Genomic DNA, 13884 nt, shown 5'->3' on the forward strand with positions numbered 1-13884 from the left:
GGGCGAGAGCCCAGAAGTGGGGCTGAAAGCCGGCGTTCCAGTTACGGAACGCTCGCTGGCTCGCCGTGAATTTTCCGGGCTCCTGGCGCTGATGGCGGGTCTTGCCGCCTTTCCGCGCCTGGCCGAGGCTGCGGTGCAACCCAAATTCGCCGCGCCCAAGCCGTTTTCCTGGGATATCCTGGTAGGGCAGGCCCGCGCGCTGGCCGCCCGTCCCTGGGCCGAGCCGCAGACCTCGCCCCACGCCGTGGCCGACTTCGATGCCGTGGGCAAGCTGACATATGGCCAGGCCCAGGCGCTCGGCGGCAATGTTCGCCTGTTTCCCACCGCGCGCGGCACGTCGCCCCATGCGGTGAAGCTGCATCTGGTGGAGGGCAGCTCCGCGCGCGAGTTGATCGATGCCCGGGGGCTGTTCGTGGGCGGCAAGCAGGGCGATCCCGCCGGTTTCCGCGTGATGACCGCCGACCAGCATTCGGACTGGATGGCCTATCTCGGCGCTTCCTACTTCCGCGCGTCCGGTTCGCGCGATCAGTACGGCCTTTCGGCGCGCGGCATCGCCGTCGACACGGGACTGCCCAAGGCTGAGGAATTTCCCTCCTTCACGGCCTTCTGGATCGAGAATCTCGGCGCCGACCACGTCCGCATCCATGCGCTGCTCGACGGACCGAGCCTCACCGGCGCCTATGCCTTCGATTGCCGCAAGGGCGCGTCCGGCGCGGCGGTGACGCAGGACGTAAGGGTCTCGCTCTTCTTCCGCCGCGACATCGAGCGCCTGGGCGCCGCGCCCATGACCAGCATGTTCTGGTACGACCAGTCCGATTCCGCCAAGCGGCGAGACTGGCGCCCGGAGATCCACGATTCCGACGGTCTTGCGCTCTGGTCCGGCAGCGGCGAGCGCATCTGGGTGCCGCTCTCCAACCCCTCGGTGAACCGCACCAATGCCATGCGCGCGGACCATGTGAAGGGCTTCGGCCTGCTCCAGCGCGACCAGGCCTTCGACCATTACCAGGACGACGGAGCCTTCTACGACCGCCGCCCTTCGCTCTGGATCGAACCCAAGGGCGACTGGGGCGCCGGCACCGTGATGCTCTACCGCATGCCCACCGATGCCGAGACGCAGGACAATATCGCCGCCTTCTGGGTCTCCGACCAACCCGCCAGGGCAGGGCAGAGCCGCGACTTCTCCTATCGCCTCACCTGGACCTCGCAGGACCCCAGTGTCGCCACGGGTGCAGGCGCGGCAGCGCGCTGCGTCGATAGCTGGCAGGGTGCGGCGGGACGACCGGGCGACACGCCGACAACGCAGGAAGCCCGCAAGTTCGTGTTCGATTTCGAAGGGCCGGCGCTGAAGGGCCTGACGCGCGACAGCGGCGTGACGGCGGACACCAATCTTCCCGCCAAGGCTCTGCTCCATTCCGCCGCCTATCCGGTGGCCGGGCAGGAGGGGCGTTGGCGCGTGACGCTGGACGTGCGGCCTTCCGCTGTCCCCTCGCCCGAATTCAGGGTATATCTGAAGCGCGGGGAGCAGGCGCTCAGTGAAACGGTGATCCAGGGAGTCCAGCCATGAACCGCGCCTTGCATCCGCTCCCGCCCGAAGCGCCGCTGGCCATGCCGGTCCAGGATCTCGACGGGATCGCGCCCGGCACCATCGCCGTGCCGACCAGCCCGCATGGCATGCTGGTCAAGCGCCTGCTGCTGATCGCGCTCACCGCCACGATCGGCCTGGCCGCTTCCAGCGAAGTGCGTTTCGCGTTCTCCCGCGACGGGCTGGACGTGATCGAAGTGATCCTGCTGCTGTTCTTCGTGCCGCTGTTCTGCTGGATTTCCTTCGGCTTCGTCACGTCCACCATCGGTTTCCTGCAGCTCATCAGCGGCAAGCATCCCGGTTTCACCGCGATTCCCAGCCCGGCCTCCTCGCTGCGCCATCGCACGGCCGTGCTCATGCCGGTCTACAACGAAAGCGTGGAAGCCACCTTCGGCCGCGTCCGGGCCATGACCAATTCGATCGCAGCTTCGGGCGCGGCCGAATGGATCGATTTCTTCGTCCTCAGCGATTCCAACGCCTTCCACGGCAAGCGCGAGGAAGCGGCTTGGCGCGAGATCGCGGCGGAAGCGCCGATCAACGTCTATTACCGCCGCCGCGAGAAGAACATCGCGCGCAAGCCCGGCAATATCGCCGAATGGGTCCAGCGCTTCGGCGGCGCTTATGAGAACATGCTGATCCTCGATGCCGACTCCCTGATGAGCGGGGATGCCATCGTCGGCATGGCGGCGATCATGGAGGAGCGGCCCTCGATCGGCCTGCTCCAGACCGTGCCGATGATCATCAATGCGCAGACCGTGTTCCAGCGCTGGATGCGCTTCGCGAGCGAAGCCTACGGGCCGATCGCCTCGGCCGGGCTGCTCTGGTGGTCGGGCGCGGAATCGAACTTCTGGGGCCATAACGCCATCGTCCGCACGCGGGCTTTCGCGGATTCCTGCGGCTTGCCGGAACTCCCGGGCAAGCCGCCGTTCGGCGGGCACATCCTCAGCCACGACATGCTCGAATCCGCCTTGCTGCGCCGCCGCGGCTGGGCCGTGCACATGGTGATGATCGACGGTAGCTACGAGGAGTTCCCGCCCACCATCGTCGATCACGCCATCCGCGACCGGCGCTGGATGCAGGGCAACCTCCAGCACATGCGCCTGCTCGACGCCTCTGGCCTGCACTGGGCCAGCCGCCTTCACCTGCTGATCGGCGCCTCGGCCTATCTCACCTCGCCGGGCTGGCTGCTGCTGCTCATCACCTCGATCGTCCAGGCGGCCGCCAGCAAGGGCGGGCAGCTCCTCGGCGTCGGCACGCCGCCGAGCGTGCTCTGGCTGACCGTGCTGCTGCTGTTCGGGCCGAAGCTGATGGGCACGATCTGGGTCCTGGCCGACAGGACGCGTCGCCGCAGCTTCGGCGGCTTCGGCGGCGTTCTGCGCTCGGTCGCGCTGGAAGTGCCGCTGGCGATCCTGCTCGCGCCGGTGACCATGGTCATGCAGGTCAAGGCGCTGTTCGGCCTGGCCCTGGGTATTCCCGCGCACTGGAACACGCAGGAACGCGATGCCCGCCGCATTTCCGTGCGGGAAGTGCTGCCGGACCTGAAGGAACACATCGCGCTCGGCCTGGTCTTCGCGGCCACGGCCTTCATCGACCCGGTGACGGCGCTCTGGCTCTCGCCGCTGACGCTGGGCCTGCTGGCCTCGCCTTGGCTGATCAGCCTGACGTCGAGCCAGCAGATCGGCGAGCGGGCGGAGCGGCACGGCTATTTCCGCGTTCCCGAACCGACGATCGACGATCCCGTCGAACATGCCAATGACGATGTGGAAGAAGGCGGCACGCCACCGCTGGTAATCGGCTAAGACCGCTTGCGTCGTCCCGAATGGGGTCCGGGACGACGATCAGGCGCTCGCCCTGGCCAGCCTGGTCGGAAGCTCCGCGCGCAAGTGCGCCACCAGCGCGCTGACTTTGGGCGAAAGGTGGCGCCGCTGGGGATAGACCGCCCAGATCGGCTCTTCTTCCGGAGCCAGCGCGGCAAGCACGGGCTCCAGCCGCCCCGTCGTGACGTGATCTCCCAGGTAGAACGCCGGCAACTGGCACAAGCCCATGCCGGCCAGCGCCGCTTCCAGCAGGGCATTGCCGCTGTTGCAGCGCCAGCGCCCTTGCGGCCGAAAGGTCTTGCCGCCCCGGAAATGCCACTGCACCGCCGAGCCCACGAGGCATTCGTGGCGGGAAAGCTCCGCGATATCAGCAGGGCGCCCGTGCGCGTCGAGGTAGGCAGGGGAGGCGAGGGTGACCAGCGCGCGCGATGCCACCCGTGTCGCCACCAGCCGGGAGTCTTCGAGGTGCCCCGTGCGGATCGCCAGGTCGTAGCCATCGGCGATCAGGTCGACGAGGCCGTTGTCGAGGTCCAGCGTCACCGAAATCGCCGGATAGGCCTGCGACAATTCGCGCACCAGCGGCGCCACGAACTTCTCGCCCAGTGCATAGGAACACGTCACCCGCAGGTGCCCGCGCGGCTCGCCTTGCGCGGTGATGGCGGCGACGGCCTCGTCGCGCTCCTCGATCAGGCGGCGGCAGGTTTCGAGGAAGATCTGCCCCGTTTCCGTCAGCCGCAGCGAGCGCGTGGTGCGGTGCAGGAGTTGCACCTGCAAGCGTGCCTCCAGCCGCGCCAGCGCGCGGCTCATATGCGTGACTGACGCGCCATAAGCCTCGGCCGCCTGGGTGAAGCTGCCGAGCCGCGCCACGATCACGAACTCTTCGATCCCGTCCCACTGGCCGAGCATCACTGTCCCCGTATGGTTATAATCCTTTTCAGACTGGCCGCTTTATCACAGCAAGGCGCGGTCCTACAAAGGCCTTCAGAGATTTAGGAGCATACCCCATGAAGACCCGCGCCGCCGTCGCCTTCGAGGCCAAGAAGCCGCTCGAAATCGTCGAACTGGATCTGGAAGGCCCCAAGACGGGCGAAGTCCTGGTCGAGATCATGGCGACCGGCATCTGCCACACCGATGCCTATACGCTGGACGGTTTCGACAGTGAGGGGATCTTCCCCAGCGTGCTCGGCCACGAAGGTGCGGGCATCGTGCGCGGAGTGGGCGCGGGCGTGACTTCGGTGGTGCCGGGCGATCATGTGATCCCCCTCTACACCCCGGAATGCCGCCAGTGTAAGTCGTGCCTTTCGGGCAAGACCAACCTCTGCACTGCGATCCGCGCGACCCAGGGCAAGGGCCTGATGCCGGACGGCACCACGCGCTTTTCCTACAAGGGCCAGCCGATCTACCACTACATGGGCTGCTCGACCTTCTCGAACTTCACCGTGCTGCCGGAAATCGCCGTCGCCAAGATCCGTGAAGACGCGCCGTTCCAGTCGTCCTGCTACATCGGTTGCGGCGTCACCACCGGCGTCGGCGCCGTCATCAACACCGCCAAAGTGCAGGTGGGTGACAACGTGGTGATCTTCGGCCTCGGCGGCATCGGCCTCAACGTGATCCAGGGCGCGCGGCTTGCCGGTGCGAACAAGATCATCGGCGTCGACATCAACCCCGACCGCGAGGAATGGGGCCGCCGTTTCGGCATGACCGACTTCCTCAACACCAAGGGCATGAGCCGCGAGGACGTGGTCGCCAAGATCGTGCTGATGACCGATGGCGGCGCGGACTACACCTTCGACGCCACCGGCAATACCGAAGTGATGCGCACCGCGCTGGAAGCCTGCCACCGCGGCTGGGGCACCTCGATCATCATCGGCGTGGCCGAAGCGGGCAAGACCATCGAGACGCGCCCGTTCCAGCTCGTGACCGGCCGCAACTGGCGCGGCACCGCGTTCGGCGGGGCCAAGGGCCGCACCGACGTGCCGAAGATCGTCGACATGTACATGACCGGCAAGATCGAGATCGACCCCATGATTACCCACGTCATGGGCCTGGAAGAGATCAACACCGCCTTCGACCTGATGCACGAAGGCAAGTCGATCCGCTCGGTCGTCGTCTTCTGATGGAGACGGTTTCGACCGCCAAGGCCTTCGGGGGCGTGCAGGGTGTCTACACCCACGCCTCCGCCGAGACGGGCACGGCGATGACCTTCTCGGTCTTCGTGCCGGACGTCGCTTCTGGGCACGCTCCGGGCGCGAAGCTGCCGGTGCTGTGGTTCCTCTCGGGCCTCACCTGCACCCACGCCAACGTCACCGAAAAGGGCGAATTCCGCCGCGCCTGCGCCGAGCACGGCGTGATCCTCGTCGCGCCGGATACCAGCCCGCGCGGCGATGAGGTGCCGGACGACGAAGGCTACGACTTCGGCAAGGGCGCGGGCTTCTACGTCGATGCGACGCAGGCACCGTGGAAGGCAAACTTCCGCATGCGCTCCTATCTGGAGATCGAACTCCCCGCCGTGATCGCCGAGCACTTCCCCGCCGACATGGCGCGGCAGGGCATCACCGGCCACTCCATGGGCGGCCATGGCGCGCTGACGATCGCCTTGCGTGATCCCTCACGCTTCCGCTCGGTCAGCGCTTTTGCGCCGATCGTCTCGCCGCTCTCCTGCCCCTGGGGCGAGAAGGCGCTGACGGGCTATATCGGTACGGACCGGGCGGCCTGGCGGGAATACGACGCCTGCGCGCTGATCGAGGACGGTGCTCGCCTGCCCGACCTGCTGGTGGATCAGGGTACGGCGGATGGCTTCCTGGAAGGGCAGCTCAAGACTTATCTGCTGGAAGAGGTCTGCGCCGAGGTTGGCCAGCCTGCGACGATCCGGATGCAGGAGGGGTACGACCATTCGTACTACTTCATCTCGTCGTTCATGGCCGAGCATATTGGCTGGCATGCGGAAAGGCTGAAGTAACAAGAGGAGACCCGGGGGATGATCCCCCGGACCCTCGGAATGTCTACGCCGCGCGCCGCCTATCTGGTGTGCGCTCCTTGCGGTGGAGCCTTTAATGTCTTCCGACGCAAATGGCGCGCTGACCGCGAATGCGGCGTGCGCCGGTACATTTCCGCTGTCGAGCGCCCACCATTATTTCGTCATTGCGAGGAGGCGAAGCCGACGAAGCAATCCAGAGCGGCGCAAGACCGCTCCTGGATTGCTTCGCTACGCTCGCAATGACGAACCTTGTGATCTGGCCTTAAACCTCTTCCGGCCAGTACAACCGCATCGGATTGGTCACGAGCAGCTTCTGCTGAAGCTCTGCCGTGGGGGCGATGCGGGGGATCATGTCGACGAGGTGGCCGTCGTCCGGGATGTTGTCCTGCATGTTCGGGTGCGGCCAGTCGGTGCCCCAGATCACGCGGTCGGGATAGTCCGCCACCAGCGGCGCGACCGCTTCGGCGAACTTGTCCCACGGGTCGTTCGTGGGATCGAGACGGTCGGGGCAGGTGGCCTTGAACCAGATGTCCTCGCGGCTGTCGAGCAGGGCGCGGAACGCCTTCATGTCCACGCCGTCGGGGCCCTGAGTCACGTCGGGGCGGCCCATGTGGTCGATGACGACCGGCACCGGGATCGCGTCGATGAAGGCGCGCATTTCGTCGAGGATGTCGGCCTCGAAGTAGATCACGACGTGCCAGCCCTCGGGCAGGCGACCGGCGACTTCGAGGAACTTGTCCTTCGGCGCATCGTCGACGAGGCGCTTGAGGAAGTTGAAGCGGATGCCGCGAACGCCGCCTTCATGCAGCGCCGCAAGGTCCGCATCCGAGATCGCGGGATCGACCACGGCCACGCCGCGCGCTTTGCCGTTGGACTTCGCGATGGCGTCGAGCGTCGCGGCATTGTCGGTGCCGTGGCAGCTCGCCTGCACGATCACGTTGCGGGCGAAGCCCAGGTGATCGCGCAAAGCGAAGAGCTTGTCCGGCCCGGCGTCCTCGGGGAGGTACTTGGCCTTGGCGCTGAACGGGAACTCAGCCATCGGGCCGAAGACGTGGCAATGCGCGTCAACGGCGCCTGCGGGCGGGGTGTAGAGCGGCTTGCTCGGGGCCGCATGCCACGAGGTGATCCGCTCAGACATACTTGAGGCCTTCCTTCTCCAGGCGCTCGCGCATCTTGTACATGTCGAGGCCGAGGACGCCGGCGGCGAGCTTCTCGCGCTTTTCGCCTTCGTTGGCTTCGCGGGCCTGTGCGGCGGCGAGCACTTCGGCGGCCTTTTCACGCGGCACCACGACCACGCCGTCATCGTCGGCCACGATCACGTCGCCGGGATTCACGGCGGCATTGGCGCAGACGACCGGCACGTTGACCGAGCCGAGCGTGTTCTTGACGGTGCCCTGGGCGTAGATCGCCTTGGACCAGACGGGGAATTCCATCTCGGTCAGGTCGCGCACGTCACGCACGCCTGCGTCGATGATGAGACCGCGGCAGCCGCGCGCGATGGCGCTGGTGGCCAGGAGATCGCCGAAGTAGCCGTCCTCGCAAGGGCTGGTCGGCGCGAGCAGCAGCACGTCGCCTTCCTTGAGCTGTTCGATGGCGACATGGACCATCCAGTTGTCGCCCGGAGGCGCGCTGATGGTCACGGCCGAGCCGGCGATGCGCGCACCGCGGTAGATCGGGGTCATGTAGCTGGCGAGAAGGCCGGTGCGGCCCTGGGCTTCGTGGACGGTTGCGACGCCGCACTTGGCGAGGCCGTCGATCACCGCGGGATCGGCCCGCTCGATGTTCTGGACGACGATACCACTCATCACGTGCTCTCCTGCATTATCAAAATTTCAGGCCGTCATTCTAGGACCCCAGCCGCAGGAAAGGCGAAGGGGATTGGCCTGAGAGGATATTAGTTCTGGCTAATCGTGGTTTCGGCGGGGTCCTGATCGGGCCCTTCCTTATCGGGCACGTTGCGCATCCAGTCGGCCAGGCGGGCCATGGCATCGTCGATGGCGGCGCGGGCCGCGTCGTCGGCCACGGTCTCGGCCAGGGCGCCGCGCATGCAGAGCAGCCAGGCGTCGCGCGCGGCGGAGTCGATCGCCACGCGCATATGGCGCTGGCGCATGCGCGGATGGCCGCGCACCGGGGAGAACAGCGCCGGGCCGCCGAGCCATTCGGAGAGGTAGTCCTTGAGCACCTGCCCCAGCGGCGCGAGGTCCTGCGGGTGCATCGCGCGGATCGTGCGCGCTTCGGCCAGCGCGTCCATGCGGGCGTAGAAGCTGTCGACAAGAGCGTCGATGGTCGGCGCGCCGCCGATGCGGTCGTAGAGGCTGGTCTCGGTCATGGTCGCGGCGTCATTCGGGCATTGCGGGAAGGTGCGCAAGGGTCATGGAGAAACGGGCGACGGCGTTCAGGCTCCTGCCAGATCGTCGCCCAGGCCCACCTGCTTGCCGCGCGTGATATAGACCTTGTCGCCGACCTTCGTGGTGGCGAAGAGCTTGGCCGCGAAGTCCACCGGCATGCCCACGCAGCCGTGGCTGGCGTAGCCCAGTTCGACCTTGGACCCGTGAAGCGTGATGCCGTCATTGGTCAGCCGCTGCATGTAGGGCATCGGCGCGCCGGTGTAGATGTTGGAGACGTGGTCCTTGTCCTTCTCGGTGATCGGGAAGACGCCGAGCGGGGTCGGCGTGTCCTCGGTGCCGAGCAGGACGGCGGTCGTGCCGATCTCGTAGCCGCCCCGAAATACCGAAAGCACCCGCGCGTCGAGGTCCACGGTCACGACGATCGGACCGGAGGGAACTTCCGCTTCGTCCCAGTGCCAGTCGCCATATTTGATGGCGCCCTCGATCGGCAGGATGCGCTTGATGACGAAAGGCTCGTCTTTGGGCGGCGCGGAGGGTTGGGCGGAGGATTGGGCGAAGGGCTTGGCGGCAGGCGCAGGCGTCCTGGCCGGGCTGACGGCGGCGATGCGTGCAACCGGGGCGGCCGGCTTCGAGGACGACAGCGCGAAGACGCCGACGATCACGGCAATCGCAAGCACGCCGGAGGCGAGTAGGAGGCGGGCATTCACGGGAGGATTTGTCCTGTCGGTTCGGCAGCTTTCACCATTTCAACATTGCGGAAAGCCGCCGCGATTGCCAGTCCGCTGCGGGCGCTGTCCCGCAAGGGGACTGACGAGGGACGGAAGTTAACGACCGGCCGGATGCCGAAGGGGCCGGGTCGGCATCGAGGGCGCCCAAACAGAATAACGCGGGAAGCGTCAGTCTTCGTCCTGACCGCCTTCATCCTGACTGGCCTCATTCTGTACCGCCCCGTCCTGCGCCATGATCCCTTCGCGCAGGATCGAATTGGCAAGATCCGCCAGTTCCTCCGGCGTGCCGTCGTTCGACCAGACGGCATAACGCAGCCCGAGGAACACGTTCATGCCCATGATCGCCCAGGCATGGGCCTCGCCCAGCCCCTCGCGCAGTTCGCCTTTGCGGGCGCCCTCGGTCAGGCGCTCACGGATGCGGCGGGCGGTGGATTCGTAGTGGATGCGGAAGCTGGCTGGATCGACGAATTCGCTCTCGTCGATGATGCGGTAGATTTCCTTGTGCTCGCGGGCGAAGCGCAGGAACGCGGTGAGCGCGGCCTTTTCGGCGTCGAGCGCGGGCAGGGGCTCTTCCAGCGCCTCTCGGGCGGCATGGCGTACCTTGCCGGAGAGATCGTCTACCAGAGCACGGAAGATCTCGTCCTTGGAATCGAAGTAGGTGTAGAAGCTGCCCAGCGCGGTGCCGGCGCGGGTGGTGATGCCGGTGATCGAGGCTTCGTGAAAGCCGCGCTCCCCGAATTCGATGGCGGCCGCGTCCAGCAGTTTCCGCAAGGTGCGCCGCCCGCGCTCCGTGCGCGGGACCTTGGCCGAAATGGCCGGCTCGGGTGCGCTGTCCCGGTGGGCCGAGGGCGATGGCTTGGCGCTATCTGTGGTCACGAAAGCACAGTTAGACCCTCATCGAGCCCGTGGCAAATCTTCAATGTTGAAAGACGGTTCATGTTTCAATATGGAGGGCGGACAAGATAAAGGTTCATTGGGAGTTTCAGCGATGCACAAGGCGCGTAACGGCGGCATGGGTTCGAGCTATCTGGCGCTTGCGGCCGCGATCGGGGCGGCTGCGTTCGGCCTGGCCGAACCGGCCCTTGCCCAGGACGCCAGCCCCGACCGGGCCGCTGGCCAGCCTGCCGCTCCAGCCGCCGCACAGGACCTCGGCACCGGAGAGATCGTCGTCACCGCCCGCCGCCGCGAGGAACGCCTGGTGGACGTGCCGATCGCCGTGACCAGCTTCAGCGGAGACCAACTGGCCAAGTCCGGCGCGCTCGACATCACCGACATCGCGCAGACCACCCCGAACGTGACGCTGGAAGTCTCGCGCGGGACCAACTCCACCCTGTCCGCCTTCATCCGCGGCATCGGCCAGCAGGATCCGGTGTCCGGCTTCGAGCAGGGCGTGGGCATCTATCTCGACGACGTCTACCTCAACCGCCCGCAGGCCGCCGTGCTCGACATCTACGACGTCGAGCGCATCGAAGTGCTGCGCGGCCCGCAGGGCACCCTTTACGGGCGCAACACCATCGGCGGCGCGGTGAAGTACGTCACCCGCGAACTGCCCGATCATTTCTCGCTCAAGCTGCGCGGCACTTACGGCACTTACGACCAGGCCGACGGCGTGTTGACCGTTTCCACCCCGATCACGGACCTCGTCCGCGTCGGCGGATCGGTGGCACGCCTTTCGCGCGGCGGCTTCGGCAAGAACCTGACCACGGGCGAGGAGAACTACAACAAGGACATCTGGGCCGGGCGCGGCACGGTCGAGATCGGCGGCAAGGGCCAGCCCGTGCTGATCCGCATCTCCGGCGATTATTCGCGTGACAAGTCCAACTCGCGCGGCGGCCATCGCCTGATCCCGGGCATGGTCTCGGGTACGCCGGTGCTGGACGACGTGTTCGACAGCCAGGGCGGGCTGGTCGATCCCAGGCAGGACGTGAAGGCTTACGGCCTGGCCATCAACGCCAGCGCCGAACTGACCGATGCCCTGACGTTCCGCTCGATCAGCGCCTGGCGCAAGGACAAGAGCGCCTCGCCGATCGACTTCGACGCCTTGCCCGCCATCGATGTCGACGTGCCGGCCTTCTACAACAACGAGCAGGTCAGCCAGGAATTCCAGCTGCTCTACGACAACGGCAGCTGGCTGCAGGGCATGATCGGCGCCTATTACCTGGGGGCCAAGGCGGACACGGCCTTCGACGTGCGCCTGTTCACCACCGTCAACGGGCTGACCGCCTATACCCAGGCCGACGTCGACACCAGCACCTGGGCCATCTTCGGCGATTTCACGTTCGACTTCACCGACCAGCTCAGCCTCGCGGTCGGCGGCCGCTATACCTGGGACGAGCGCAAGGCGCAGATCCTGCGGCAGAACTACCTCGGCGGCGGCTCTCCGGTGTTTGGCGGGCTTGGCGTGGCTTTCGGAGCGCCCGGCACCGACTTCTCGGGCAAGGCGGTGTTCAAGAAGTTCACCCCGCGCGCCTCGCTCAGCTTCAAGCCGACACCGGACCACAACCTCTACGCCAGCTTTTCGCAGGGCTTCAAGGGCGGCGGCTTCGATCCGCGCGGCGTCGGCGTGAACGCGCCGGACACCAATGGCGACGGCATTCGCGAAGACAGCGAAGTGGCCGACTACCTCAGCTTCAAGCCGGAATCGGTGGACAGCTATGAGGTCGGCTACAAGGGCAACCTGTTCGGCGGCGGCCTCTACCTGGCGCTGGCGGCCTTCCACATGGACTACAAGGACGTGCAGATCCCCGGCTCCTCGGGTTGCACGGTCAACGGCATTCCGACCTTCTGCGGCGTCATCACCAATGCCGGCAAGGCGAAGATCGACGGCGTGGAGTTCGAGGCCAACGCCCGGCTCGCGCAGAACCTGGCGACTTCGGGAGACCGTGTGAACCTGTCCGGTTCGGTGGGCTACATCAATGCTCGCTACAAGGAATACATCACCCAGATCGCGGGCCAGGGGCCGGTCGATGTGGCGGAGTTCCGCAAGGTCCAGAACACGCCCAAGTGGACCAGCAGCGCGACCCTGGCCTACAACGCGCCGGTGGGCGAAGGCGACGTATCGTTCAACACCACGCTGTCCTACCGCAGCAAGACCTATCAGTTCGAGATCCCGAACCCCTATATCGACCAGAAGGGCTATACGCTGCTCGACGCCAGCCTGGTCTATACCGCGCCCGGCGGCCGCTGGAGCCTGGGCGTCCACGGCAAGAACATTCTCGACAAGGAATACAAGACTTCGGGCTATACCTTCATCGGGGCCGACCCGGTGACGGGCGCGATCCTGCGCAATCCCGCGGGCGGGTTGATCCCGACCCTCGGCAGGGAGGGTACGCTGACGGCATTCTACGGCAATCCGCGCCAGGTCTTCGTTACCGGGACGCTGGAATTCTGATCACGCCGGGCGGGCCTCGTCCGGGGAAGATGAGGCCCGTCATCCTGCCATCGTTCGGCCCGGCATGGGGCGAAAGGACAAGGCCCGCCATGGAATACCGCCTCCACCGCTACCGCAGCGCCTGCGGGAGGCTCGAACTGGCCGCGCGGGACTACCCTGCGCACGAGGTCGGCGCGCCGGACCTGCTGCTGATGCACGGCCTCACCCGCAACAGCGCGGATTTCGAGCCGCTCGCCGCGCACCTCGCCGGGCGTTACCGGCTGATCGTGCCGGACCAGCGGGGCAGGGGGCTTTCCGAATGGGACCCGGATCCCGCGCAGTACCGGCCCGACGTCTACGCGCAGGACATGCTCGCGCTGCTGGACGGGCTCGGCATCGCGCGGGCCTGCCTGATCGGCACGTCGATGGGCGGGCTGATGGCCATGGTGATGAACGCCCTGCGGCCGGACCTCGCCAGCGGCTTCGTGTTCAACGACATCGGCCCCGTGCTGGACCCGGCCGGGCTGGCGCGCATCCAGGGCTATGTCGGGCCGGGCGGCACGATGACATCGTGGAAGGCGGCGGCGGCGCGATGCCGCGCGGTCAACGGCGTGGCGTTCCCGGATTTCGGCGGCCCGGACTGGCTGGCCTTCGCCCATCGGACCTGCCGCGAGAACCCGGACGGCACCGTGTCCTTCGCCTACGATCCCGCGATCGCGAAGAGCATCGACGGTGACGATCCGCAGACGGTTCCCGCCGATCTCTGGCCCTTGTGGGACCTGCTGGAAGGGGCGCCCGTGCTGGTCGTGCGCGGGGCGCTCTCCGATCTCCTTTCCGCCCAGACCGTGCGGGACATGGCGCAGCGCCATGCGGGGCCGTTCGCGGCGGTCGAGGTACCGCGCGTGGGCCATGCGCCGATGCTGGACGAACTGCCGGCCCTGGCTGCAATTTCCGCCTTCCTGCGCGAGCATGTCCCGTCGTCGCGGGCTTGATCCGGCAGGCCCTGACGTCTTCAGGCCCGGGTCTTCCGCGCGACGGGGCAACAGGGCATCCTGCCGGAGA

At 66.8% G+C, this 13884-nt stretch carries 12 protein-coding genes; 6 read left to right on the forward strand and 6 right to left on the reverse strand.

Annotated elements, in window-relative coordinates:
* Nucleotides 1-91: 91 nt before the first annotated feature.
* Together ACZ1J6_RS22005 and mdoH are read left to right on the forward strand one after the other, a co-directional pair.
* Entirely contained in the window at nt 92-1564 is a 1473-nt protein-coding gene (locus ACZ1J6_RS22005) for an OpgD/OpgG family glucan biosynthesis protein (RefSeq protein WP_465128043.1), read from the forward strand.
* Entirely contained in the window at nt 1561-3381 is a 1821-nt protein-coding gene (mdoH, locus tag ACZ1J6_RS22010) for a glucans biosynthesis glucosyltransferase MdoH (protein ID WP_132261699.1), read from the forward strand. The genes ACZ1J6_RS22005 and mdoH overlap by 4 nt, the downstream gene beginning before the upstream one ends.
* Before the next feature lie 39 nt (nt 3382-3420).
* Here mdoH and ACZ1J6_RS22015 read toward each other — a convergent pair whose 3' ends face one another.
* Nucleotides 3421-4305, reverse strand: coding sequence for a LysR substrate-binding domain-containing protein (locus ACZ1J6_RS22015; protein ID WP_431568663.1), 885 nt, complete (start codon nt 4303-4305; stop codon nt 3421-3423).
* Between the two features lie 98 nt (nt 4306-4403).
* Here ACZ1J6_RS22015 and ACZ1J6_RS22020 point away from each other — a divergent pair, with 98 nt between their 5' ends.
* Nucleotides 4404-5516: an S-(hydroxymethyl)glutathione dehydrogenase/class III alcohol dehydrogenase gene (locus tag ACZ1J6_RS22020; RefSeq protein WP_465128044.1), complete on the forward strand. Its 1113-nt coding sequence runs from the start codon at nt 4404-4406 to the stop codon at nt 5514-5516.
* Nucleotides 5516-6358, forward strand: coding sequence for an S-formylglutathione hydrolase (gene fghA / locus ACZ1J6_RS22025; protein ID WP_431568665.1), 843 nt, complete (start codon nt 5516-5518; stop codon nt 6356-6358). Before ACZ1J6_RS22020 ends, fghA begins: the two co-directional genes overlap by 1 nt.
* Before the next feature lie 280 nt (nt 6359-6638).
* On the opposite strand, the gene ACZ1J6_RS22030 is transcribed toward fghA, so the two are convergent.
* The 5 genes from ACZ1J6_RS22030 to ACZ1J6_RS22050 form a co-directional block, all read right to left on the reverse strand.
* Complete coding sequence (locus tag ACZ1J6_RS22030) at nt 6639-7514, reverse strand: amidohydrolase family protein (RefSeq protein ID WP_431568666.1); 876 nt, start codon at nt 7512-7514, stop codon at nt 6639-6641.
* On the reverse strand, nt 7507-8181 hold the full coding sequence (gene ligK, locus ACZ1J6_RS22035; RefSeq protein WP_086491799.1) for a 4-carboxy-4-hydroxy-2-oxoadipate aldolase/oxaloacetate decarboxylase: 675 nt from the start codon (nt 8179-8181) through the stop codon (nt 7507-7509). Before ligK ends, ACZ1J6_RS22030 begins: the two co-directional genes overlap by 8 nt.
* Before the next feature lie 89 nt (nt 8182-8270).
* A complete protein-coding gene (locus ACZ1J6_RS22040) occupies nt 8271-8705 on the reverse strand; it encodes a group II truncated hemoglobin (RefSeq protein ID WP_134095134.1) in 435 nt (144 codons plus the stop codon).
* 66 nt (nt 8706-8771) lie between these two features.
* Nucleotides 8772-9431: a L,D-transpeptidase family protein gene (locus ACZ1J6_RS22045; RefSeq protein ID WP_431568667.1), complete on the reverse strand. Its 660-nt coding sequence runs from the start codon at nt 9429-9431 to the stop codon at nt 8772-8774.
* Between the two features lie 189 nt (nt 9432-9620).
* Entirely contained in the window at nt 9621-10328 is a 708-nt protein-coding gene (locus ACZ1J6_RS22050) for a TetR/AcrR family transcriptional regulator (RefSeq protein WP_431568668.1), read from the reverse strand.
* A 112-nt stretch (nt 10329-10440) separates the two neighbouring features.
* Between ACZ1J6_RS22050 and ACZ1J6_RS22055 the strand changes: the two genes are divergently transcribed.
* The gene (locus ACZ1J6_RS22055) at nt 10441-12843 is read left to right on the forward strand and encodes a TonB-dependent receptor (RefSeq protein ID WP_243841117.1); all 2403 of its coding nucleotides are present in this window, start codon (nt 10441-10443) and stop codon (nt 12841-12843) included.
* Between the two features lie 89 nt (nt 12844-12932).
* Complete coding sequence (locus tag ACZ1J6_RS22060; protein WP_132261713.1) at nt 12933-13814, forward strand: alpha/beta fold hydrolase; 882 nt, start codon at nt 12933-12935, stop codon at nt 13812-13814.
* Nucleotides 13815-13884 lie beyond the last annotated feature (70 nt).

Source organism: Novosphingobium sp. BL-S-21 (assembly GCF_055521655.1).